Here is a 23,850-nt window from a genome sequence, read left to right as displayed (position 1 = left end):
CTTAATCGCTAGACCATCGGCGCTTGATGCGGTGTCTTTTCATTCGTGAAGTTAGCTTAGGTTGGATGAGAAACGGTAGCCGGCACCGCGAACGGTTTGAATGTATTGATCGTAACCATGTGCTGTTAAAGCCTTGCGTAGGCGTCTTATATGGACATCTACGGTACGATCATCGATGTAGACGTTGCCACCCCAAACCATATCCAGTAACTGCTCTCGCGTGTAAACTCGGTCAGCATGAGACATAAAAAACTGTAAAAGGCGGTATTCTGTTGGCCCTAGTTTGATTGGGGTTCCATTGGCGCTGATCCGGTGTGCCTGAGTGTCCAGTTGTAAGCCTGCGCAGTCGATTTGCCCGCCAGCGTCATTTTGAAATCGACGTAATACCGCGCGTATGCGGGCCATCAGCTCTTTGGTGGAAAAAGGTTTAGTGACGTAGTCATCGGCACCTGTTTCCAAACCTTCGATTTTATTACGTTCTTCGCCTTTAGCGGTGATCATAATAATGGGAATTTCTTTGGTTGCGTTGTCTCGGCGCAGACGGCGAGAAAGCTCAATCCCACTGGTGCCTGGCATCATCCAGTCCAAGAGCACTAAATCCGGGCGCTGATCGACGATAAGTGAGTGTGCTGTTATGGCATCCGCTGCCTCTAGGCAATCAAAGCCGTTGAGTTCGAGAGTCATGGCAACCATGTCCCGAATAGAGGCTTCGTCGTCGACGATGAGAATCGTTTGCTTAGCCATATAAAATCTTGGTTTTCCTCAGTGCTTGGCGATGTTACATTAGAGCAGCGTAATGTTACAAGCAGATGACAAGCGTCCAAAGCGCCACTGAGCGTCGTTTTCGCGGCGCACTTTCTGGCTTGGTTTTCAATCATAGCAATTAGGAAATTACTTGGAGATGACGAGTTATAGCATTCATGAAAATGTTCATGAGGCTTTGAGTAATTATGAGCTGCCGCAAAAATTAGGTTTTGGTCTGTCGCCAGGCCCTGTGATGTATTCGGCTAAATATGCCGACGGCATCTGGGGAGAGGGTATCTTGGAGGCAAATCGGCCATTACAAATTCAGCCCAGTGCGAAAGTACTGCATTATGGCCAGGAAATTTTTGAGGGTATGAAGGCTTATCGAATCGATCAGGAGCGAGCGAACCTATTTCGGCCGGAACGTAACTGGCAACGCTTTAATCTGTCAGCAAAGCGTATGGCAATGCCCGAAATCTCTCAGCAACTTTTTATGGAAGGGGTTTATTTGGTGACGGCATACAGCGAGGCAATGATTCCCGCGGAGCCAGGCAAGTCCCTCTACCTTCGCCCTTTTATGTTTGCGTCGGAGCCGAGCTTGGAGGTGACAGGGGCAAACCAGTTTGTATATATGGTGATTGCCAGTCCTTCCGAGTCCATTCATGCGGGCACAATGAAGGTGCTGATTGAGCGTGAATACACTCGTGCCGCCATCGGAGGCACCGGTGCGGCTAAGACTGGGGGAAATTATGCGGCGAGCTTTGCGTCACGGCAACGCGCGATGGCGATGGGGTATCACCAGTCGCTCTGGTTGGATCCGGTCAACCAGCAAAATATCGAAGAGCTTTCCGTAATGAATTTTTTCGCAGTGATTAATGATGAACTCTATACCCCAGCACTTACCGGGTCGTTGCTGGATGGAATAACGCGAGACTCCATTATTCAATTGGCCGGGAGCATGGGGATTAGGGTGTACGAGCAATCGCTCAATATTGATGAGTTGATCCGGCAGATTCAATCCACAGACTGTAGTGAATTGTTCTGTTGTGGTACCGGGGCAATACTCTCACCGATAGGGGCTTTGGGTGAATATAATGGTACTGAGTATCAAGTCAAATACCCTGATGGTAAATTATCCTTAGCCATTCGGGAGCAAATGCTTGGTATTCAGGAAAGGCGTTTAGCGGATCCTTATCAATGGGTACAAATGATCCCTGATGAATATTATCCGCACTGCTGATTGATTATTTGGATTTTTACAATAATGAGTGTTGTCTGAATGAAACCTTCTTCTGAGCAAAACCCTTTCTGGGATTTCTCGCTCCGTCATTATGCGACGCCCGGCGTTGCAGGCATTTGCCTTACGCTACAGGATAAGGCCGAACTAAGCGTGAATATTCTGCTGTTTGCGTTGTGGTTGGCTGAACGTGGTCGCGAATTAGATATGATCCCGCTGAAGCAAAGTGAAGCTTTGCGTCAATGCAACGAGCAGGTGTTGTTGCCGCTGCGTAGTGCGCGTTATGGCATGAAACGGATAGGGATGAGCATGGGGCAACCCAAACTCTATCTGACCATGAAGAAGGCTGAGTTAGAGGTCGAGCGGATTGAGCAGAAATTATTGTTGCGCCTTGCACAGGGTATGCCTGAGTCTAAGCTTGCTGCACGCGTGCTTGCCAAAGCGAACCTTATTGCCTATTTCAATGCTGCAGGCGTGGATTTTCAACCATGGCTTGGGGAAATTGAACGTTTAATAGATCTGGTGCTAGGCGAGAAGGATAATAACGTGTTTTATATCAGCTCGGGTGAATGAGTGACACGCCGATTTAATCAAGTTCGTAGCTGAGGCCGTTAGAAGCAATTGCGTAATAAAGGCCCTGTCTGTTGCTAAAACTGACCGCAAGCAGGCTGGCCGAAGTGGGTTTCCATTTATCCTTTTTGGTCACTTTCCAATGCTTTGCTTCGAGGTTGCTATCAATATTCCAGAGTTGCACTAGCTGACTGTTGGTGCCGGTAAGCAGTTGCTTTTCGTCCGCTGAGAATCTGGCGGCAGTGTAGGTGGAGCCAGCAATGTAAGGCCCTTTTTTAATCGGCATTTCTTTTACAGGCTGACCATTCTGGGTGTTCCAGATGATAGCTTTGTCTGCTTGCGCGGCGGTGAAAGCATATTTTCCCGAAGGGGATAATGCCGTGGTAATTAATTGATTTTCGTGTGCCCAGCTCTGCAGCTCTGCTCCGGTCTCTAAATTCCAGAGTTTTGCGGTTCGATCATCGGAGCCGGTTAGCGCAACCTTGGCATCCTGGCTGAGCGCGACACTGCGGACCTTCCCGTTGTGATGAAAGATGCGTTTAACGCCACCATTTTTGATATCAAAAATCACTGCCGTATGATTATCCAGCCCTAATAATGCGTAGTCGCCATTGGGTGTCAACGCCATGCTCAAAATATTCCCGGGTGCTGTCCAGAACCAGACGGGTTTGCCGGTGCCTATCTCCCAGAGCACGATGGTGCGCTGGGAGGCTGTTGCCGCGTAGTTGTTTTCTGGTGAAATCGCAGCAGCGACGATGGCGGTATACTCCCCTTTTGCGTGATTCCAATCATACAGGCGTTCCCCTCGCGGCATATCCCAAAGGCTGGCGCCATGGTTGATTGAGCCGACTATCGCATAATTGCCCTGGTTAGATAGTGTTGCTGCATACAACCCCTGCGCTGCATTTTCCCAGCTTTTTCTCGGGGGGGATGATTGATCGCAACCGACCAGAAGAATGCATACAACGAATAAAACGCTATAGCGAGGCAGGGAGAAATCCGACAATAGTTGTAGCATAGTGGGCCTGTGAGAGAATAGGTTTCCTGCCAGTTTAGGTTACTTTCAAGTTAGTGCTTGTCAGCTTATATCGACCGCCGTTTAAAGAGCATGAGGCTAATTATGGCGAGGCCAATAAAGGCGATAAAGGTCCAGCCGGGTATGCTCAAATTTAAAAAAGTCCATTGCACTTTGGCGCAATCGCCGGTGCCGCGTAGCATAACGCTGACTATTTCCGACCAGGGCAGTACTTCTAGCATGTATTCAAGTCCAGGCCCACAAGCCGGTACCTGGTCTTCTGGTAGGCTTTGCAGCCAGAGTTGACGGCTGGCCAGGGCTACTCCACCGAGGCTGAAGAGTAACGTCAAACCGGCATAGATACGCTGCATGACAATTGCGGGACCATGGATTGCCGCGAGGAGGAAGATAAGGCCGCTGGTATAAAATGCAATGCGTTGTGCCATGCAAAGAGGGCAGGGCTCAAGGCCCTTCACATATTGAAAATAAAAAGCGGTTAAAATTAGCGCCGCGCAAAATACAAAAGCTAAGAGGTTAAGCTGGCGTGGAGTTATCGAAATCATCATATATTTACTTGCCCGTGTTGATTAGGGTTCTATACTTAAAACGCTATTATAGGTGTCGATCCGCAAATTGAAACATTCCCATATAAAAAGGAGATCATTGGTAATGAAGTTACGGTTGTTTGGTCTTATATTGCTCGTTCAGCTTTTGTGTACTCCGTTGATGGCGGAAGAAGAAGCGGTAGAAGAGGCGGATGGTGTTCGCTATATCGAGTTGACCCCTGCCTTCGTTACCAATTACGGCGGACCAGGCCCGCTCAAATATATTAAGACCGAAGTGTCGCTACGTGTCGATTCGCAAGAAGCCTATCGGTTGGTGAGACATCACATGCCCTCTCTTCGATACGCGCTGATTAAGGTATTGACCCAGCAGACCGAGGAAACGGTCAGCAGTATGGAAGGCAAGGAGCAGATTCGGATGCAAGCCTTAGCTGACCTACAGGCCGTGATGAAGGCGGAAGAGGATAACGCGTCGATTGAAGACGTACTCTTCAGTAGTTTTTTTGTGCAACGCTAATACACGCACTTGATTAGCGACTACCGGAATATCTGCAATACATTTCTTGTTCTTAAGAGCACGCTAAAACCGGCATACTGTTACTTTTTTTGCAATATCGGTTATTATCGATCACCTCGTGATTGAATAATAATAGACGGTCTATGGCGACACCGAGAAACTCATCAGTACAAAAAGCCTTTCAAATTTTGGAAGCATTTTCGCCTAACGGCTGCCAGCTTTCAGCTACTGAAGTGGCTAAGAGAACCCGGATGACGGTTGCCACTGCACATCGATTTTTGCTTACCTTGGAAAACCTCGGTGTGGTTTCCCGGGCGAGCGACAATCGCTTTCAACTGGGTACCCTGCTGGCGGAGTTAGGGGGTCGGGTAGAGCACAATAAGGTAATGACCCACGTAGTGGCGCCCCATGTCGATGCCTTGGCAGAGCATTTTGGAGAGAGGGTGAATGTGGCGGTGCTAAGCGGAAAGAAAGTTATTCAAATCGCTATTGGGCACAATGCCCGTTCCTTGCAGTTAGGTATACTGGATGACAGGATATTGCCAGCCTATTGCACAGCAGCTGGTCGGGTGTTGCTAGCTGGATTGCGGCCCAAAATGTTGGATTACCTGCTTGATGATCTTGAGTTCGAATCTTTTACCGAGAAATCAATTACTAATCGCGCTGCGCTCATGGAAGAACTGCAGGAGATTGAGCAGCAGGGGTATGCGCTAAGTTGCGGCGAGATTGATGAAGGGGTTTCCTGTGTCGCCGTTCCCATTCTTGATGACCATAGTGAAGTGGTTGCTGCCCTATCGGTGACCACTCAGCTACCGTCATTAACATTAGGCCAAATCAATAGTTACCGCCAAAATTTGGCTCACCATTCTGAACAAATACATCGCGAACTTTATATGGAAAATAGAGTGTTGCCCTATAAAGCCAAGCCGCGAGGGAATTTTCCTCATGCCAAAAGAATTGGGGATTTTATACTGGTGTCGGGCACCAGTGCGCGGCAGCAGGATGATACTTTTCCCGGTGTTGTCCAGGGTGCAGGAAGCAAAACAGTTTTAGATATGCGTCGACAAACGCATGTTGCGCTGCACAATATCGTTGATATAGTTGAGAGCTTTGGTGCTAAACGTGAAGATATTGTTGAAATTCAGGCGTTCCTGGTGAGCATGAAAGATTATGAAATTTTTAACGAAGTCTACGGTGAGTACTTCGACTATAGTGGACCGACTCGAACCACGGTTGCCGTTAATGAGCTGCCGCACCCACATCAATTGCTGATGCTAAAAGCGATGGCCTACTTCCCAGTATAAACCACAGCGACTGGGCTTCCTTGCCGCAAAAAAGGGTTCTATGACCATCTTCTTGCCGATGGCTAGTTTGATATCCCTAAATCTTAATAATTATTGAATTCAAAGCAGACAAAAATCTATTTGCTTAGATTTTTGTACGTATAAACAAAAATAATAAAATCATATCGTTATATCAGGCAAATTGCCTATTTCGCCGCTAATATCTAAAATATTGATAAATAGTTCTTGATATATAAGATTATAAATTTAAACTGAGAAATATTATTGGCCATAAAAGAGTTTCGTATGCTCGAAGCTTTAAGTTCGGATCGATTGCCCCAGCCACGATTTCGCTATAGCCAGTTGGTTAAAGCGGGCCCCTACTTGCAAAGCGCCGGAATGATTGCGCTGGATCTAACTACCGGTGTGCTAGTGCCTGGTGGTGTCTATCAGGAAACCAGAAAAATCCTTGAAAACATTACTCAGGCCCTACCAGATTTTGGATTGTCACTGAGCCATATGGTCGGTGCGCGTATTTTTACCACTCACTTTGGGCAATTTTCTGAAATTAATCGTGCCTGGGAAGAAGTGTTTACGGAAAATGTGCGACCGCCAGCAAGAACTGCCGTCGGAGTTAGCGAGCTACCTCTCGGAGCCAGCGTTGAAATAGAATTTAATTTTTATAAAGCAGAATAGAAGAGGCCTCTAGAACTCGAATTTTTTGAGGTGCCCCAAACTCAATTTGATGGGAGTCGATGTGAATCAAGCTGAAAGTAAAGTTTTATCACATAAAGCAACACCACGCGGAAGCTTCCCGCATGTTAAAAGAGCGGGGGATTTTATCTATGTTTCTGGAACCAGCTCCCGGCGCCCGGATAATAGTATTGAAGGCGCCAGTACCGATGCGAATGGTCGAGTGCAGATGGATATTCGAATACAGACGCGGGCTGTGATAGAAAATATTGCCGATATTCTGGCGTCAATGGATGCCGCCTTGAGTGATTTATTGGAGCTGAGTTGCTTTTTGGTTGATATGGAGGACTTCGATGGTTTCAACGAGGTTTATGCCGAATATTTTGATGAAACCGGACCCACGCGTACCACCGTCGCGGTAGCGCAATTGCCACATCCGCATTTAGCGATAGAAATAAAAGCGGTTGCTTACAAGCCCGCCCCTAACGGAGGAGACTAAGTTATGAGCAAAGGTGAAATTGTTGCCGGTTATTTAGCGCCCCATCCACCGCATTTAGTGTATGGTGAAAATCCACCCCAAAATGAAGCCCGTTCGAAAGGCGGTTGGGAACAGCTACGTTGGGCCTATGAGCGGGCACGTGTGACATTGGAAGAGCTAAAACCGGATGTGTTGCTGGTGCATTCACCACACTGGATTACTGAGCAAGGTCACCATTTTCTCGGTGTAGAAAAGCTGAGCGGTAAATCGGTCGATCCGATCTTTCCCAACCTGTTTCGTTACCGCTTTGACTTAAATGTTGATGTTGAGCTGGCCGAAGCTTGTTGCGCGGAGGCGTCCGCTCTGGGGCTCGATGCAAAAATGATGCGAAACCCTAAATTTCGGGTGGACTATGGCACCATTACGACTTTACACATGATGCGCCCGCAGTGGGATATTCCGGTGGTCGGGATATCCGCCAATAATTCGCCCTATTATCTCAAAATGGAAGAGGGTTTGGAGGAGATGGATCGACTGGGGAAAGCTACCCGCAGAGCTATTGAAAAGACTGGCCGACGAGCTGTGTTGCTAGCGTCTAACACCCTTTGCCATTACCACTTCAGAGAAGAACCTGCTATTCCTGAAGACATGACTCAGGAACATCCCGAAACCTATGAGGGTTATCTATGGGATATGCGCATGATCGAGCTATTGCGAAAAGGTGAAGTGGACGAAGTGTTCCGGTTGCTACCCCAGTTTATCGAGGAGTCTTTTGCGGAAATCAAATCCGGCGCCTTTACCTGGATGTTTGCGGCCATGGGTTACCCGAAAATTCCTGGGGAGCTGCATGGCTATGGCACGGTGATAGGCACTGGCAATGCGGTGATGGAATGGAACCTGGTTAAGGCTGGTTTGGCACACCCTTACCAAGCCGAAGTTGCTTAACCAGCGGCTGAAAAATAATAGAAAAGGAGAATACAGCATGGCTATCGTTTCAGCATTTCTGGTTCCTGCGTCGCCCTTACCCTATGTGCAAAGAGATAACCCTCCTTGGGGTCGCTTGGCTGATGGGATGGATGCTGCGGGCGTCGCCTTAGCAAAATCCAATCCGGATACCATTGTCATCTACTCGACTGGCTGGTTTGCGGTGTTGGATCAGCTTTGGCAAATGCGCCCGCATTTGCAGGGCGTGCATGTTGATCATAATTGGCATGAGTACGGCGATTTGCCCTTTGATATTACCATTGACACCGGGTTAACTCAGGCGGCGATTGATGGTGCAAACGAGAAGGGTATCAAGTCCAAGGGGGTGGATTATGATCAGTTTCCGATCGACACTGGCACTATCGTCGCCTCCAATTTCCTTAATGCCGATAACCGTTTGCCGCTGCTGAATACCTCTAATAATCTCTATCATGACTGGGCTATTACTGAGCAACTTGGCAGTGTGGTTGCGGAACAGGCGGTTAAACTGGGGCGAAAAATAGCGGTGGTCGCGGTCGGTGGGTTATCAGGATCTTTTTACCGCCAGAGTATTAATATTGCAGATGATCGTATTTCCTCTGAGCAAGATGACGCTTGGAACCGCAAAATGCTGGCGCTGATTGAAGCGGGAGACAGTGTTGCCATGCTAGCTCAATGCCCTGCTTACGCCAAGCAGGCTAAAGTGGATATGGGGTTTAAACACATGGCCTTTATCAAGGGTGCGCTTGGGAGTCAGTTGTCTGGCGGCAAAGTGCACGCCTATGAACCGGTGTACGGCGCTGGCGCAGGGGTTATTGAATTTAGCGTTTAAAGGACTCTCCTGAGCAGGTTTAGCAAATATATAGGAAGTATAATTTTAGGTAAATCCTGCGTATAGCCGTATTGTGACAGCTAATTGATTTTGCACATCTTTCCGCGTGTTATGCGTTGCGTTCTAAAATGGAAGCCGTTAGGCTTTTGTTGATCTTCAGTGGGGCAAACTCCTTTTGATTAAAATATAACTGTGAGCCGAGTGCTCATTGAAACATTGAGCTTTGGGGAATCATTCATGACACCACCTATGTTGCTGAAGAGCAGCTTGCAGCTTTGGCGTTTATTTTTTTTAAACATTGCTGTGCTGCTTGGCTTTAGCCTGATCTGCTCTAGTTCTTTCGCGACGGTTGCGGTTGATACGATTGAACAAAGTTTCTTACATCAGACTAGCGCAGATGCGTCGCTAAAATTGCCTGCGCCAGGAACCTTGATTGATGGGAAGAATCTGGCTGATTACGAGGCTGTCATCGAGCCCGTTTTGGTGAAGCTGATACAGGAAGGAAAGCTCAGTATTCAGGTTGGCGAATCAAACAGCTATCCTGTACATCCGGCCTATGTAGAGGCTACCCACAAATACGCTGCCAATGTATCTCTGGCGGATGAACCCGGCGTGATCAACAACTATATTGCCGGACGCCCTTTCCCGCTGATAGAGGATGCTGATCCTCGCGCGGGTGAGAAAATTGCCTGGAACATGCGTTATGCCTACGCCCCAGACGAGAATGAGGTAGAGAAATTTTTCTGGCAATACCGCGATATGCGCACCGGCAAAGTGGAAAGAAACCTGGCCATGTACGGCAGAATGATGCGTTTAAAGCATCGTCATACGACTGAACCCAAGCCAGATCTGCCGCAAAACCCATCAGAAATTTATAATGCGCTCTATTTGCGTGTAAACAAGCCGCCCGATATTGCCAATACGCAATTGCTGATCCATCGTCAGGAAGATGATACGCGCAAAGAGCAAGTCTGGATGTATCATGCATCGCAGCGCCGCGTGCGACGTCTGGCTAGCGGTCAGACCACAGATGCATTTTTAGGCAGCGATATTATGATCGAGGATTTTCTTGGTTTTAATGGGCGCCTGATGGACATGGAGTGGCAGTATCGGGGTAGTCAGTGGTTGCTGATGCCCCTTTACCGGCACACCGAACTTCCTTTTGCCGGGGAAGATGCGGAAGAAGAGGGTTTTCAATTAGTCGGGTTTGGTGGGCAGGGTAATTGTTTTCCTCAGGTTACTTGGCAGTTACGCAAGGTATATGTGCTAGATGCCATGCCGCTCAGCTCGAATCATCCGTTATCGCGAAGAACATTTTATGTGGATGCTCAGACCGCTAGCCCGGCCCTGATTAAAATCTATGACCGTGCGGAACGGTTATGGAAACTGAGTATTGCCGGGGCTTCGGATTCGAATTATCACCATCCAAACAATGTGGTTTGGCAGGGCGCTATTGTAGAAGTGGTTTCGATGATAGATTTACAGGCGGAGCATTGTACGACGCTACAGCTTTTGCCAAGAATTCCTGACGAGCGCTTCCGGACTAACCTTTTCAATGTGCAGTATATGCGTGCCAGTGGCCGTTAAGCTAGCACTTAGGAGGCTAGGTATTGACGAAGATATTCGTCAAAGCTCATTTGATCGTTGGCTTCAATTTCGCTTTGTTGCTGTCGTGAATCCTGTGCTAATTGTGTGAAATAGTCTAACGTTGATGCAGGGAGCGGCTGGCTTTTAAAATAATCTCCCTGTATTTTGGTTTGTTGCAAGGCAAACTCAAAAAAGGAAATGTGCTGATCATTCAGCGCCTGAAGCACTCTTGAGGAAGGCGTTGCATCAGGATTTTCAAGCTTTTCCCGTTGTTCTGCTACCGCCGCAAGGTAGTGCCTGTCGCCGGTAGCACGGTCCATAATATCGGCAATGTTAGCTATTTTATCGAAAAGCTCAGCGCCCCAGGCAGCTAATTTTTGGGTTCGATTATTGCATCGTGCCAGGAAAAGATTAGGCTCGCGCCCCCTATTAACCACCAGCGATTTATTTTGGGCTAACGCTTGGCATTCCTCATCGCTAGCAATGGGACTATCCTCGAGCAAGCAATAAAGTAGGAAACAGTCAACAAAGCGTGCCTGGGCGCTGTCGATACCAGCGGGTAAGAAAGGGTTGATATCAAGATTGCGCACTTCGATATATTGTACGCCATTTCTTGATAGTTCATGCAGTGGCTTTTGCCCGGACGGCGTGACGCGTTTGGGGCGGATATCACTGTAATATTCATTTTCTATTTGTAAAACGTTCGTATTGAGCTGCCGATATTGGCCATTATGTTTGACACCAATGGCTTCGTATTCAGCGTGTGGCGTATGAATTGCCCGGCCCAGTGTGGTTATATAGTCATCCAGTGAGTTATAACAAACGTGTAGGTGCTGCTGAGCATTATTCTGATACCCCAGATCGCCCATTCTTAAGGAAGTACCATAGGGCGCATAAAGGGTGTTGCCTGCCAAGCTCTTCAGGCTATTGCTACGGCCCTGAAGAAAAGAGGGGCAAAGCGCTGGTGAGGCTCCGAACAGGTATAGGAGCAGCCACGAATAACGGCGGAAGTTTCTAATCAGTGCAAAATATTCGTCTGTTTGGAAGGACTGTAAATCTCCAGTTTCCTCCAAGCTTTGCTGAAAGTTTGGCCAAAAGGTTTCGGGTAAGGAAAAGTTATAATGAATCCCGGCGATGGTTTGCATCATTTTGCCGTAACGATACGCCAGTCCAATACGATAAACGTGCTTTAGCATACCAATATTTGAACTTCCGTAGCGTGCTATGGGGATGGCGTCTTCACCACCCAAAAAGCAGGGCATGCTGGTGGCCCAAATAAACTCATCATCCAGCTGGCTATAGTAATAGCGATGGATATCCGACAGGTAGTTGATGGTTTCTTCCGGTGTATTAAAAACCGGTGTAATAAATTCCAGCAGCGCTTCGGAATAATCGGTGGTGATTGAGGGGTGCGTTAAGGCCGAGCCTAACTTCGCTGGATGAGGGGTTTGCGCTAATTCGCCCTGTGCTGTTGTGCGTAAGCCCTCTTTTTCGATACCACGATTAATTTGTGATAGGTAAGAAATAAGGTCCGCTGAGGAGACGAGATTAAGGCGTTGATCAAATGTGTGTGCCAAGTTTACGCTCCTGCGCAGAGAGAGGGGGAAAGCATGTCAGGACAAAACGGGGCATCAGCTGAAGCCCCGTCTAATGGCATAATTTAACCGCGTCCATCGTTCACAGGCTCTGGTACAGGTTTAAGCTTTTGGCCCAGCCTGGATGATGCTTTCGGGCACATCAAACTTTTTAAAGTTTTCAACAAATTTAGTGGCTAACTCCTGAGCTTGCTGATCGTACGCTACTGTGTCTTTCCAGGTATTGCGTGGATTGAGTAGCTGTGTATCAACGCCCTTTACCTGCACTGGGATGCTTAGATTCAATGTTGGAAGATGGGTAGTTTCCGCGTCACGTAGCTCACCACTCTGTACGGCCGCAATAACTGCTCGAGTGGTTGGAATGCTAAAGCGTTCACCGCCCTGCCCATAAGCACCACCGGTCCAGCCAGTGTTGACCAAGTAGACCTGACTGCCAAAATCCTCTAGTCGTTTAATCAGTAGTTCGGCATACTCACTCGGCGGACGCGGGAAAAAAGGTGCGCCGAAGCAGGTAGAAAAAGTGGATTTAATGCCTGCCGTAGAGCCCATTTCGGTCGAGCCTACCAGCGCTGTATAACCACTCAAAAAATGATAGGCCGCCGCTTCCTTGGAAAGAATTGAAACCGGAGGTAGTACGCCGGTAAGGTCACAGGTCAGGAAAATAATGGCGTTAGGCTCGCCTGCTAAGTTTGCTTCTACTCGCAGATCGATATGTTCGCGAGGATAGGCGGCGCGAGTATTCTGAGTGAGGCTGGCATCGCGGTAATCAGGAATGCGTGTTTGTTCATCGATTACGACGTTTTCGACAATGGCGCCAAACTTAATGGCGTCCCAAATAACCGGTTCGTTCTTTTTGCTCAGATCGATACATTTGGCATAGCAGCCACCTTCAATATTAAATACCGAACCCTTGCCCCAGCCGTGTTCGTCATCACCGATAAGGTAACGATTTGGGTCGGCGCTAAGGGTTGTTTTACCTGTGCCGGATAGGCCAAAAAATAACGTAACATCACCACCGCCGTCGGTATTCGCTGAGCAGTGCATCGGTAAAACATCTTTTTCCGGCAGCAGAAAATTTTGTACTGAAAACATGGCTTTTTTCATTTCACCCGCATATTGCATGCCGGCGAGCAAGACTCGGCGTTTGGCAAAGTTGATAATCACTGCGCCGTCACTGTTAGTGCCATCGCGCTCAGGGTCACAGCTAAAATGCGGAATGTTGATAATTTGCCACTTGCCTTTGTCGCGGGGATTAAATTTTTCCGGGCGTACAAACAAAATTTTACCAAAAAGATTATGCCAAGCAGTTTCGGTTGCAACCGTGACGGGGATGTAATGTTCGGGGTCCGCTCCTACGTGCAAATGAGCAACGAAAGATTCCTTCCCATGAAGATAGTCTTCAGCGCGCTCCCAAAGGGTATCAAATTTGTCAGAGGGAAAAGGGCGGTTGATCGGGCCCCAGTGAATCTCATTTTCAGTGCTGGGTTCTTGCACGATAAAGCGATCCATCGGAGATCGGCCTGTGCGTTTGCCGGTATTCACTACCAGAGAACCATTATCTGCAAGCCTTCCTTCACCTCGACGGATTGCTAACTCGACCAGTTCAGCGATACTAAGATCGACATAGCTTGTGCTCAATTGCTGACTTTCAGCGGCATTATTCATTTTAATTTCCTACGGCGTACGCCGCCTAAAAAAGCCGGCACAACATATCGAACCCGGCTAAATACGCCGAGGTTAATTAATTCCGTCGGCCGAACAGTTTTTGGGCGCGTAATTATGACAAAAAAAAGTCGAGAAGCTAAGCAGAAATTCGTCTAATTACCAAATTTAGAATGATAGTAGATATTCATATTACTAATTAAGAATCAGTGTAAAGTTCTGGAGGGTGATAAATCACTGGCCATTTTCGTAATATCCAGCTCCAGCATATAGGGTTCCAGATCCTCACGAGTAAAGTGGTAGGTTGCGTTACAAAACTCGCACTTCACTTCCAGCTCTTGTTGTTCCGCAATGATGTCCTCAAGCTCGTCTTGACCCAAACCGATGAGTGCGCTCATAGTTCTTTCTCTGTTGCAGCTGCAGCGGAAAGAAATGGGTGATGGTGGGTAGAGATTTACCTCTTCTTGATGATAAAGGTGGTAGATGAGAGCCACATTTTGTAAGTCTCGGAGTTCTGTTTCTGTGAGCGTATTCGTGAGCATACAGATGCGAGGCCAGGCATCTTCGTCGAAGTTATCACTTGTCGCTGGCATTGCCTGTAATAGTAAGCCAGCGGCAGATTGGCCGGGATTTGAGCTTAACCAAATTTTGGTCTTTATTTGCTCTGATTGATCAAAATAGGACTCCAGACATTGGGCTAAAGTATCGCCTGTAAAGGGCACCATACCCTGGTAACGCTGGCCTTGATCGGGTTCGATAGAGATCACTAACTGGCCTTCACCCAATAATTCTTTCAGCGATATCTGCTCAGGTTCGCCCTCCCAGCGGGCGATAGCGCGCACCTCTTGATTGTGCCCGCACTCTGCCATTATCAGGCTCAGTGGGCCATTTCCTTGGGCTTGAATACTGAGTTTGCCATCCACTTTGATGGTGCCACTGAGCAGTGCCGCTGCCGCCATAAACTCGCCAATTAACGCCTTAATGGGTTGTGGGTATTCACTGTTTTCCAGTACCTGTTGGTATGCTTCCTCTAAGCCCACCAGTTGTCCACGAATATCAACATCGGAAAACAGGAAGTGCTGTAGTTGGTCGGGTGAACTCATAGGGGCTGTCTCTCATTTGACGAGTCATGAATGCTCTTAAACCGTACAATTTGACGGCGTTGTTTTTTAGTGGGACGTTGCTCCGTCTGTGGCATAGAGGCCCTTTGTAATTTACGTTGTTCAATTTCAAGCTGTCGTTTGGCCATACTATCCGCTGTTTCTACGTAAAGTTGTCTCGCTTCCTCTGCACCGCGGCGTTGCTCTGATAGATTAGTGACCAAGACGGTCATCTCACTCCAGCCCTGCCTTATTGTGAGCTTTGCCCCCGGCTCGACAATTTTGCTCGGTTTGCTGCGAGCAGCTTCATAATGGACTTTGCCACCTTCTATGGCTTTTTTCGCTAGGGCGCGGGTTTTGAAAAAACGTGCTGCCCAAAGCCATTTGTCCAATCGTACCGGCGTCTCATTCATCTTGAGTCATCGTCGGCGGATGAATATCGGCAAAACTGTCAATGCCAAGGAACTCATTTATTTCCCTGTTGGGCTGCTGACTATCCGGTTGCAAAATAGTGAGTAAATGCTGAATGCCATAGTCTTTTGCCGCTCTCAATACAGGCAGACTATCATCGATCAGCAACGTTGATTTCCTGGAAAAGGATTGATGTCGTTGCAATTTATGCCAGAACTCGGAATGTTCCTTTGGGCAATCAAGGTCATGAGAGCAAATAATCCTATCTACCCACTTATTGAGTCCGGTGAATTGGAGTTTTAGCTTGATACTCTCCTGATGGGCGTTGGTGACGATCACAGCGTTCTTGTTGGTGGTTTTTAGCAGGTCTAAAAAATCCGTAACGTGCGGTCTAAATTGAATTTTATGCTGTATTTCCCGTTTCAAAACGGGGATATCCAGTTGCAGTGTCTCTGACCAATAGTCTATGCAGTACCAGCTAAGGCTACCTTCCCGCTCCTTAAATTGTTTCATTAATTTTTGATAGGCGCGTTCTGGGGGCATTCCGTGCTTTTCAGCGTAGCGTTGAGGAATGTGCTGGAGCCAGAAATAGTTATCGAAGTGCAGATCCAGAAGCGTGCCGTCCATGTCTAGAAATACAGTATCTATTTGATCCCAATCGATCATGTTCTGATGAGCCCTCGATAGTCTCTGAGCTATTTTTGCGATAGTTTCCCTGTGTGGTTGGCTACAACGCAATTGTTCAGCTAATAGCTTGAATCGTTTCTTTATCGCTGAAAAATCCTTGAAACAAAGCAGTGGTGAGATAACGCTCACCGGAATCGGGCAGGATTACCACGATCATCTTTCCCTGGTGCTGCTCCTGCTGAGAAACGCGTATTGCTGCCGCTACGGCCGCACCGCTGGATATTCCGGCAAGAATACCTTCTTCACGCATCAGCCGGTGTGCATACTCCATCGCAATATCATCATCGATACGCTCGACCTGATCTACCATAGAGAGATCTAGATTTTTCGGGACAAAGCCCGCGCCGATACCTTGAATTTTATGCGGCCCATGAGTAGGCGTTTCGCCCGCGAGCGCGGCGGTGATCATGGTGGTGGAGGTGGGTTCAACCGCTACCGATGTGACAGCTTTCCCCTGCACCTTTTTAAAATAGCGCGATGCGCCGGTAATAGTGCCGCCGGTGCCGACCCCCGACACCAGAATATCAATTTGACCGTCGGTATCCTTCCATATTTCTGGGCCAGTGGTTTGCTCGTGAATCTGCGGATTGGCCGGGTTCTCAAATTGTTGAAGCATTAAATAGCGACCAGGGTTGCTATCAATGATTTCTTGGGCTTTTTTAATGGCCCCTGTCATGCCAAGTGCACCATCGGTTAACACCACGTTGGCGCCGAGTGCTTTCATTAACTGGCGACGTTCCAGGCTCATGGTGTGGGGCATGGTTAACGTCAGTTTATAACCGCGTGCGGCGGCGACAAAAGCGAGGGCAATACCTGTATTGCCGCTAGTTGATTCAATCAGTTCAATACCGGGCTTTAATGAGCCATCCTGCTCCGCCGCCCAGATCATACTGGCACCGATACGGCATTTGACGGAATTGGCCGGATTGCGGCTTTCTATTTTGGCGTAAATGTTGGCGTTGGTAATACGATGTAGTTTCACCAGCGGAGTGTTGCCAATGGATAGACTGTTATCTTCGAATAAATTTGACATGATGAACCTCCCTAGGGCTAACGCTGACCGTGATATCTGAGTGTTAGGCTACTACCCACCGATAGCGCTTGTCCAGCAATTAGGCGATTTTATAGACTGGTGGTTTTTGACGCTGCGGGGACGTAAAAGATATCTACTTCAGTGGGGAAATGAACCCCCCAGATAAGCGTGGGTTGCTTGGCTCTGCTCGCGCATAATATCAAATAATCGAACGTTAAAGTCTGAAAATACTGGTGAGTTTTTCAAGCTGGCTACGACCGGCCCGTTAGCGTAGGCTCTCGCCGTATCTTCATTTTCAAAGAGATAAATACCTCCGGCAATTTTGTCTTGATCATTATATATCCAGATTTTCCAGATTAATCCCGGTGCTTGTTGGATCAGCGCAAGGGCTTCATCTGTACCTGCTTGAAGCTGTTGCTTTGGGATTGCGTAGTGAAAGTTTATTTGAACCAGCTTTTGGGCCATTTTTATTCCTCCTTCAAAGTGGTTGGTCCGGGCGGCTTTGCGCCCTAAGGATTATTGACGAGGCTATAGAGTAAACCTTCACGTAGTGCGCCTCGAGTATAGTTCATCTGCTCAATCCTAAGTGACTTAAAGGCAGCGATTAAAATACCGACCGCCGCCGCCAGGATTGTTTTGCGTTCGGGCCATAAGCCGGGCAGTTTGACGTCATCCAAGTTATCAAAGGTAAGGATGTGGTCGGCTATAGTTAATAGGCGCTCCAGCGTGATAGTGCGCTTGCGGTAACCCTCTTCTTTGAGGATGCGATCAATCATCCGTATACTGCCGGAAGATCCCAGACACTGAGTCCAGCCGAGCTTGATATACTCCTCGCTGAACGGTGTGAGTTGTTGTTGCGCAGTATTGATTAAATTATCGAAACGTTTCCTGTTGAGGGTGCCATCGGGGAAAAACTGCCGGGTCAGGTTGATGCAACCAACCGGACAGCTGCGTAGCTGTTTGGCATGAAAGTCAGAGCCGATGACAAACTCGGTGCTGCCGCCGCCAATGTCCATCACCAACAGCTGGCCATGAATATCGGATAAATGTGCAACTCCCTCGTAGATGAGCTGGGCTTCCTGCGTTCCGGAAATAATTTCTATGCTAGCTGGAAAGTGCTGTTTGGCACGCAGCAAAAAGTCCTCGGCATTATCAGCGATACGCAAACTATGGGTTGCCACGGCTCTAATTTGGGTTGGTTGGTAATGACGGATTAGCTTGCTAAATTCTTCCAAACAAGCCATGGCGCGATCGATTGTCTCGCTGTTGATCGTATTTTTGCTATTGAGCCCTGCGGCGAGTCGTATCTGTTGTTTATGACGCTCAAGAAACTGAAAATCACCATCGACTTGGCGGGCGATCACTAGATGAAAGCTATTGGAGCCGATATCTAGTGCGGCGACAATAAAGGGTTGATGGTGTTGTGTGGGGCAGTTTTCGACGCTTGGTTCAGAAAGCATTGGTTACCAATAATGAATGTTTAGGGCGCCGACCAAAGCTTCCTTAAGACCCCGGCCCCTTTAGATAATCGTGAATGGCGATTTGGAATCTGATCTTCTTGCGATTCCCTCGTGGAACATAACGGTTGTTCAAGTTTTTGTCCAGTGTTCGTGCTTTACAAGCGTATTTCCATGATATCGTTGATGCCATTGGCTTTGAGAAAGATCCCAGCTTTCTTGCTTTGCTTGGCAAACTGAGTCTCGTTACGGATGAGCTTGCTCAAACTTCTGTGTGTATCATGTAACCCACCAAGTATGAAACTGAAATACGACAGTTTTATTAAAAGGACATCCGCATTAAACTGTCAGGCTAGCCGTGGCGGCCGGCAAGGCGGGTTACGTCACTCGCCAAGTTAGCCAGTTGTTATTAACATTGATGAACAGATGAGCCGAAACTGTAAAAAGTGTCAAACCATCCGAGTGCTAACCACGCTGGTGTTAATTGCTATGGCGGCAACTCTGGTGTACCTGCAATAAAATACCTACTATTTTCCTTTAATGCAGGCAAAGGCGCAGATAGTTTCAGCATGATGCTTGTTGGCTCCATACGCTTGCCTGCTTATGTTGGCGTATATGTGTGCTTGATTTGCTAGGTGGAGCCGAGCCTGTTAACTATAGGTCGGTCGTATAAAATAATGTTGAATTTACCGAATGAAGTGGTCTGTTTGGGGGGTGCTCTCAAATCATGACCCCTATCTTAGCTATGTTCATTAGGTATAAAAAACCCCTCAAGAGTGAAACAGAAAAATGATAAGGCTTGCTATCCAATCTTATATTTGGCTGATCCAGACTGATGTGATTTCGGAATAATATTAATCAGTTCTTGGCAGTTCACATGACATGGCAGATTGCCGAATCGCAGTTTATGGTTTTGCGCCCCTTAAGGGTTTATATTGGCCTGAGACAGGATATTTGGCCAAGGCAAGGCTTGTAAAAATCAGAGGATAAGAGCTTAATAGGCAGTGTTTGGGCATCAAAGGTGCAGACTATCGATGCATAATGCACATATTCTCGCGTTGCAGGGAGTAGAAAATTTCCGCGATTTAGGTGGTTACTCTGTCGGCAATGGCACCATCGTAAAATGGGGGCGGTTATTTCGCTCTGGGCATCTGGCGGAGCTGAGCGAGTTTGATTGTCAGCAGTTATCGCCTCTCAATATATCCTCTATTTTTGATTTACGCGCCCCCTCTGAGCGCAAAGCATTCCCCACGCGCTGGCATGGCGAACCGGAACCTAGCTTCTTCACCATCGATTTACATCAAGATGACAGCCATCCTGCTGCGGGTCTGTTTGAACAAATTATGAAAGGTTCTATTTCAAGAGCTGAAGTAGAAGCACATCTGTTGGAAGATTATGCGCGCATGCCTTTTGAATTTTCGCCTATTTTAAAAGCACTCTTTGCGAAGCTGTTACAACCGCATAGAGGAGCTGTTGTAATTCACTGTACTGCTGGAAAGGATCGCACTGGTTGTGTGGTGGCTTTGTTGCTAACTTTGTTGGGTGTGCCCCAGGAAAAAGTTATTGAGGATTATTTGCTGAGCAACGAAGGTTTTGCTGCCGAACAAAAGCTTAGCCATATCGCCGATAAATTCAGAAGAAAAGTCGACAATATTGAAGACAAAATTAATGCTTTAAGGCCGTTGGTGCAGGTGCAGCCGCATTACCTGGAAGCGGCATTTGCCGCAATCCTGCAGGAAATGGGAAGCATGGAGCGTTATTTCGAATCGGTGTTGGAGCTTACGCCAGATCAGGTTACACAGATTAAGAAAAATCTGCTGCGCGAGACCATTAGCCTCTAAAGCCAGTCGGATCGCCAATAATATCCATTTGATGGGTTTTTTCGCGCGTACGCAAAATACCCTCCTGGGTCGCAGACGCAATGAGAACTCCTGCTTGATTAAAAATACTGCCGCGTACAAAGCCTCGACCATTGGACGCGCTGGTACTTTCTAGCGCGTAGAGTAACCATTGATCAGCGCGAAAAGGCTGGTGATACCACATAGAATGATTAATGGTTGCCAACAGCGCATTGTCAGCATTAATTTCTGGATGTGGTCGGCAGGCCGTTACTAGTATAGGAGAGTCAGAAGCGTACGCCAAAACCGCTTGGTGCAGTGCCGTCTCATCAGGCAGTTCACCATCGGCTTTGAACCATACGTAAGCAGTAGCGGCCTTTTTTTCCGGCTGGTGAAAATTGATGGGGTCGACATGGCGAAACTCGATCGGCCATTGATAGTTATATTCGGGTGTTTGGTTGGTCTCTTCGAAGTAGCGTAAATGTCTTTCTTCTTCAGACGGAAGTGAATCCGGGCCTGGCACATTGGGCATGTCTGCCTGGTGTTCAAATCCCGTTTCTTCAATATGGAAGGATATAATGGCTTCAAAAATGGGCCGTCCTTTTTGGATGGCAGTGACGTGACGGGTCACGATACTGCGGCCATCGCGGACACGATCGACGTCATAGACTATGGGGATGCTGGTGTCGCCAGGGCGTAGAAAATAACTAGCAAAGGAGTGAACCTGACAGCTACTTTCTACGGTTTGGCTGGCAGCAGCCATCGCCTGTCCCAGCACTTGGCCACCGTAAACGCGAAAGCGGGTTTGGTCGAGTGAAACGCCGCGGAACAGGTTGGTTTCAAGCTGCTCCAATTTCAGGTTGTGTACGAGGGTTTCTAACGCTTTGCTCATCTTCCCGAATTCCTGCCAAATAAATCTCAAACTATAAAACGATTTTACGATATCGTAGACTAAGCTGTTTCCGCTATCATAGCTTTTTTTTGAAGGAGAGTTGCCAATGAGAATCCAATCTAAATTATTCGCTGGCTTTATCGCTTGTAGCTTAGTCTTGATATCGAGTCTAGCACAGGCTGGACAACCTTCAGTCTATATTATTTCGCCTGCTGATGGTGCAACGGTCTCCAGCCCGGTAACAGTTAAGTTTGGGTTACGTGGTATGGGTGTTGCCCCGGCTGGCGTCGATAAAAACAATACTGGGCACCATCACCTGTTAGTTGACGTGGCGCAACTACCGGATTTAACCAAGCCCGTGCCAGCGGACGCCAATCATATCCATTTTGGCGGTGGCCAGACCGAAACCCAAATTGAATTATCCAAAGGGCGGCATAGTTTGCAGCTGTTGCTGGGCGATCAGTTTCATATTCCGCATAACCCAGCCGTAATGTCAGAAAAAATCACCATCAACGTAGAGTAGATAGTTTGTCAGGCAAGTATTGAAGCATGGGGCGCTATCGACCACCTCGTCCGTCGGGTTCTAACTATATTACTGCCGTTGGCAGGCGACGTCTCAAGGAAGAGTTTGATTATCTTTGGCGAGAAAAACGGCCTCAAGTGACACAAGCCGTTTCGGAAGCGGCGGCACAGGGAGATCGCTCTGAAAATGCGGAATATATCTACGGCAAAAAACAACTGCGCGAGATTGATAGCCGAATTCGGTTTCTTTCCAAACGGCTGGATCACCTTAGCGTCGTAGATCGGCTACCGGATGACCGCCAGGCCGTTTACTTTGGTGCTTGGGTGGGCCTGGAAAATGAGCAGGGTGAGACATTCGAGTACCGCATCGTCGGGCCGGATGAGTTCGATATGGAGCCAACTTACATCAGTATGGACTCGCCACTTGCCAAAGCACTGTTAAAAAAGCGTGTGGGGGATGAAGTGGTTGTGAGCACTCCAAGCGGGCAGACCTGCTATGAGATTCTGGCGGTTCGGTATGATGAGGGAAATAATCAGTCTGGCCCTTCATAAAAAGATGTATAAATGCTCATGAGAATAGGGAAATCTTCATCCTGGCCAACAAAAAATATCATTAAAACCGCACATAACAGTTGAAAGGTTAAGACTCCCTTAATATGACTTATCTATGCTGATCTTGCCAATTATATAAGAGTGTCAAGTCAGCGTGGAAAACAGCTTTCATTGGGGTGAACGTAAAGCCCAGCAAAAATGGCATACCGAATCAATTTGGGATGACGCCCGTAAACAGCGATTACTGTGGGATCATATTCCTGCTGAGCTGCAGACAAGGTTAGAGAGCGTCCTTTTCTTCTTTTTGGCGACTAGCGATAGTGACGGTCATTGCGATTGCTCCTTCAAGGGTGGTGGCCCCGGTCTGATAAAAATCATTGATGAGCGCCATTTCGTATTCCCTGATTTTGATGGTAATGGTGCCTTTATGAGCCTGGGGAATATTCTGACAAACCCCCATGTGGGGTGCCTGTTTATAGACTTTGAAGATGGCGCTCGTCTCCGGGTGAACGGGACGGCCAGTATTAGCGAAGATACTGATCTGCTGGCTTTATTTCCTGCCGCTGAGCGAGTGATAAAGGTTGAGGTTGAACAGGTAGTGCCAAATTGCGCACAACATGTGCCGCACCTGATTAAAGCTGACGGTTAAAGCTTGAGGTGGATATAACCGATGAAAACGTATAAAACCTCAATCAATATGGAGTGGACGAGCAAGTGCAACGCCCGTTGTATTATGTGTCCGCAAAGTGAAATCCGACATCCGATGCTGATGAGGCCGCAGGTGTTTGATAAAACCCTGCAGCGGATAGCCGAAGCAAATATTTTCAGAGTGGTTATAGCCGGTTATGGTGAGCCCACTACGCACCCACATTTCATGCCATTTATCGACAAAATTAGAGCACAGCCTGTCCGCTTCGATATGGTGAGTAATGGACAGTTGCTTGATAGCAACAAAATCCGACATTTGGATGGCGTGATTCACACCCTTACAGTTTCATTTTCTAGCATCAACCCGGCGGTTTATCGAGAGGTGCACGTTAATCTGGATCAAGAACGGGTAAAACAAAACATAGTGCAAGCGCAGCAAATTTTGAATAAAACTCAGCTGGCCATTAGTTTGACACCGCTCTCGCAATGTCTCGATAGCCTGGAGGAGACCATTCTTTGGTTTAGGCAGCAGGGCATCAATAATCTCTCGATGTCGCCGACACTCTATAATCGCGCTGGGAATTTAAATGATCAGCAAATCGCGACCGAGCGGCTCAGGCAAATAATTAAAACCCACCACTTGCATTCGCAAGAGCTGGATTTTGTTCCTGCATTATCTGATATCGCGCGTCAGTGCCTGCATAACCGTTTCCGATGTATACCCAGAAATGTCGATTTATTTATCGCCTCAAACGGGGATTACCTGTATTGCTATAACGATATTTCCCACCAACATGCGATTGGGAATATTGCGGCTTCGTCCATCGATGAAGTGTTAACCAAAAGGGAACGCATGGCAGGGTTACCCGCGCTCTGTGATAGCTGCAATATGAAGAATCGATATGGCCTGTTTGAGGCAATCAAGGTGGCATACCAGTTCCGCAAAGACCGGTTGCTGTCGTCTTAGGACT

Annotated in this window: 26 protein-coding genes; 14 read left to right on the top strand and 12 right to left on the bottom strand. The window is 47.7% G+C overall.

The annotated features are described in order from the left end of the window. Nucleotides 1-51: 51 nt before the first annotated feature. Nucleotides 52-744, bottom strand: coding sequence for a phosphate regulon transcriptional regulator PhoB (phoB, locus tag H6995_13595; protein MCP5216032.1), 693 nt, complete (start codon nt 742-744; stop codon nt 52-54). A gap of 157 nt (nt 745-901) precedes the next feature. On the opposite strand from phoB, the gene H6995_13590 reads away from it, so the two are divergent. After that, nucleotides 902-1,984 (top strand): branched-chain amino acid aminotransferase, encoded by a 1,083-nt coding sequence (locus H6995_13590; GenBank protein ID MCP5216031.1) that lies wholly within the window; start codon nt 902-904, stop codon nt 1,982-1,984. Between the two features lie 39 nt (nt 1,985-2,023). After that, complete coding sequence (locus H6995_13585) at nt 2,024-2,554, top strand: TIGR02444 family protein (GenBank protein ID MCP5216030.1); 531 nt, start codon at nt 2,024-2,026, stop codon at nt 2,552-2,554. A 13-nt stretch (nt 2,555-2,567) separates the two neighbouring features. Here the strand turns inward: H6995_13585 and H6995_13580 are convergent, their stop codons facing one another. Together H6995_13580 and H6995_13575 are read right to left on the bottom strand one after the other, a co-directional pair. Further along, nucleotides 2,568-3,569 (bottom strand): hypothetical protein, encoded by a 1,002-nt coding sequence (locus tag H6995_13580; protein ID MCP5216029.1) that lies wholly within the window; start codon nt 3,567-3,569, stop codon nt 2,568-2,570. 65 nt (nt 3,570-3,634) lie between these two features. Then, a complete protein-coding gene (locus H6995_13575; protein MCP5216028.1) occupies nt 3,635-4,129 on the bottom strand; it encodes a disulfide bond formation protein B in 495 nt (164 codons plus the stop codon). A 106-nt stretch (nt 4,130-4,235) separates the two neighbouring features. Between H6995_13575 and fliL the strand changes: the two genes are divergently transcribed. The 7 genes from fliL (at nt 4,236) to H6995_13540 (ending at nt 10,482) form a co-directional block, all read left to right on the top strand. Continuing rightward, complete coding sequence (gene fliL, locus H6995_13570; GenBank protein ID MCP5216027.1) at nt 4,236-4,646, top strand: flagellar basal body-associated protein FliL; 411 nt, start codon at nt 4,236-4,238, stop codon at nt 4,644-4,646. A 143-nt stretch (nt 4,647-4,789) separates the two neighbouring features. Then, on the top strand, nt 4,790-5,950 hold the full coding sequence (locus tag H6995_13565; GenBank protein ID MCP5216026.1) for a helix-turn-helix domain-containing protein: 1,161 nt from the start codon (nt 4,790-4,792) through the stop codon (nt 5,948-5,950). A gap of 285 nt (nt 5,951-6,235) precedes the next feature. Further along, nucleotides 6,236-6,625 (top strand): RidA family protein, encoded by a 390-nt coding sequence (locus H6995_13560; GenBank protein MCP5216025.1) that lies wholly within the window; start codon nt 6,236-6,238, stop codon nt 6,623-6,625. Between the two features lie 49 nt (nt 6,626-6,674). Beyond that, entirely contained in the window at nt 6,675-7,121 is a 447-nt protein-coding gene (locus H6995_13555; protein ID MCP5216024.1) for a RidA family protein, read from the top strand. A gap of 3 nt (nt 7,122-7,124) precedes the next feature. After that, on the top strand, nt 7,125-8,045 hold the full coding sequence (locus H6995_13550) for a tRNA U-34 5-methylaminomethyl-2-thiouridine biosynthesis protein (GenBank protein MCP5216023.1): 921 nt from the start codon (nt 7,125-7,127) through the stop codon (nt 8,043-8,045). A 37-nt stretch (nt 8,046-8,082) separates the two neighbouring features. Then, a complete protein-coding gene (locus tag H6995_13545; protein ID MCP5216022.1) occupies nt 8,083-8,895 on the top strand; it encodes a tRNA U-34 5-methylaminomethyl-2-thiouridine biosynthesis protein in 813 nt (270 codons plus the stop codon). Between the two features lie 237 nt (nt 8,896-9,132). Continuing rightward, nucleotides 9,133-10,482, top strand: coding sequence for a DUF1329 domain-containing protein (locus tag H6995_13540; protein ID MCP5216021.1), 1,350 nt, complete (start codon nt 9,133-9,135; stop codon nt 10,480-10,482). 8 nt (nt 10,483-10,490) lie between these two features. Here the strand turns inward: H6995_13540 and H6995_13535 are convergent, their stop codons facing one another. From H6995_13535 to H6995_13500, 8 genes are all read right to left on the bottom strand, one after another. Continuing rightward, nucleotides 10,491-12,059, bottom strand: a complete 1,569-nt coding sequence (locus tag H6995_13535; protein ID MCP5216020.1) for a glutamate--cysteine ligase — start codon at nt 12,057-12,059, stop codon at nt 10,491-10,493. 120 nt (nt 12,060-12,179) lie between these two features. Continuing rightward, nucleotides 12,180-13,715 (bottom strand): phosphoenolpyruvate carboxykinase, encoded by a 1,536-nt coding sequence (locus H6995_13530; GenBank protein ID MCP5216019.1) that lies wholly within the window; start codon nt 13,713-13,715, stop codon nt 12,180-12,182. Between the two features lie 230 nt (nt 13,716-13,945). Beyond that, nucleotides 13,946-14,842: an Hsp33 family molecular chaperone HslO gene (hslO, locus tag H6995_13525; GenBank protein MCP5216018.1), complete on the bottom strand. Its 897-nt coding sequence runs from the start codon at nt 14,840-14,842 to the stop codon at nt 13,946-13,948. Then, nucleotides 14,839-15,252: a ribosome-associated heat shock protein Hsp15 gene (gene hslR / locus H6995_13520; GenBank protein MCP5216017.1), complete on the bottom strand. Its 414-nt coding sequence runs from the start codon at nt 15,250-15,252 to the stop codon at nt 14,839-14,841. The genes hslO and hslR overlap by 4 nt, the downstream gene beginning before the upstream one ends. Then, a complete protein-coding gene (yrfG, locus tag H6995_13515) occupies nt 15,245-15,916 on the bottom strand; it encodes a GMP/IMP nucleotidase (GenBank protein MCP5216016.1) in 672 nt (223 codons plus the stop codon). Before yrfG ends, hslR begins: the two co-directional genes overlap by 8 nt. Nucleotides 15,917-15,992: 76 nt before the next feature. Next, nucleotides 15,993-16,970, bottom strand: coding sequence for a cysteine synthase A (cysK, locus tag H6995_13510; GenBank protein ID MCP5216015.1), 978 nt, complete (start codon nt 16,968-16,970; stop codon nt 15,993-15,995). Between the two features lie 138 nt (nt 16,971-17,108). After that, nucleotides 17,109-17,435 (bottom strand): YdhR family protein, encoded by a 327-nt coding sequence (locus H6995_13505; GenBank protein ID MCP5216014.1) that lies wholly within the window; start codon nt 17,433-17,435, stop codon nt 17,109-17,111. A gap of 44 nt (nt 17,436-17,479) precedes the next feature. After that, the gene (locus H6995_13500; protein MCP5216013.1) at nt 17,480-18,430 is read right to left on the bottom strand and encodes a Ppx/GppA family phosphatase; all 951 of its coding nucleotides are present in this window, start codon (nt 18,428-18,430) and stop codon (nt 17,480-17,482) included. 1,031 nt (nt 18,431-19,461) lie between these two features. Here H6995_13500 and H6995_13495 point away from each other — a divergent pair. Further along, entirely contained in the window at nt 19,462-20,268 is an 807-nt protein-coding gene (locus tag H6995_13495; GenBank protein ID MCP5216012.1) for a tyrosine-protein phosphatase, read from the top strand. Here H6995_13495 and H6995_13490 read toward each other — a convergent pair. Further along, nucleotides 20,258-21,157 carry an acyl-CoA thioesterase II gene (locus H6995_13490; GenBank protein ID MCP5216011.1) on the bottom strand — a complete coding sequence of 300 codons (900 nt, stop codon included), beginning with the start codon at nt 21,155-21,157 and terminating at the stop codon, nt 20,258-20,260. The genes H6995_13495 and H6995_13490 overlap by 11 nt on opposite strands. Before the next feature lie 106 nt (nt 21,158-21,263). On the opposite strand from H6995_13490, the gene H6995_13485 reads away from it, so the two are divergent. From H6995_13485 to H6995_13470, 4 genes are all read left to right on the top strand, one after another. Next, a complete protein-coding gene (locus H6995_13485; protein ID MCP5216010.1) occupies nt 21,264-21,680 on the top strand; it encodes a DUF4399 domain-containing protein in 417 nt (138 codons plus the stop codon). Nucleotides 21,681-21,706: 26 nt separating this feature from the next. Continuing rightward, complete coding sequence (gene greB, locus H6995_13480) at nt 21,707-22,231, top strand: transcription elongation factor GreB (GenBank protein MCP5216009.1); 525 nt, start codon at nt 21,707-21,709, stop codon at nt 22,229-22,231. 154 nt (nt 22,232-22,385) lie between these two features. Beyond that, the gene (locus H6995_13475; protein ID MCP5216008.1) at nt 22,386-22,880 is read left to right on the top strand and encodes a pyridoxamine 5'-phosphate oxidase family protein; all 495 of its coding nucleotides are present in this window, start codon (nt 22,386-22,388) and stop codon (nt 22,878-22,880) included. Nucleotides 22,881-22,901: 21 nt separating this feature from the next. Continuing rightward, nucleotides 22,902-23,846, top strand: coding sequence for a radical SAM protein (locus tag H6995_13470; GenBank protein ID MCP5216007.1), 945 nt, complete (start codon nt 22,902-22,904; stop codon nt 23,844-23,846). Nucleotides 23,847-23,850 lie beyond the last annotated feature (4 nt).

Source organism: Pseudomonadales bacterium, from assembly GCA_024234615.1.
GTDB lineage: Bacteria > Pseudomonadota > Gammaproteobacteria > Pseudomonadales > IMCC2047 > JAJFKB01.
This window is presented reverse-complemented; position numbering and strand designations above follow the sequence as displayed.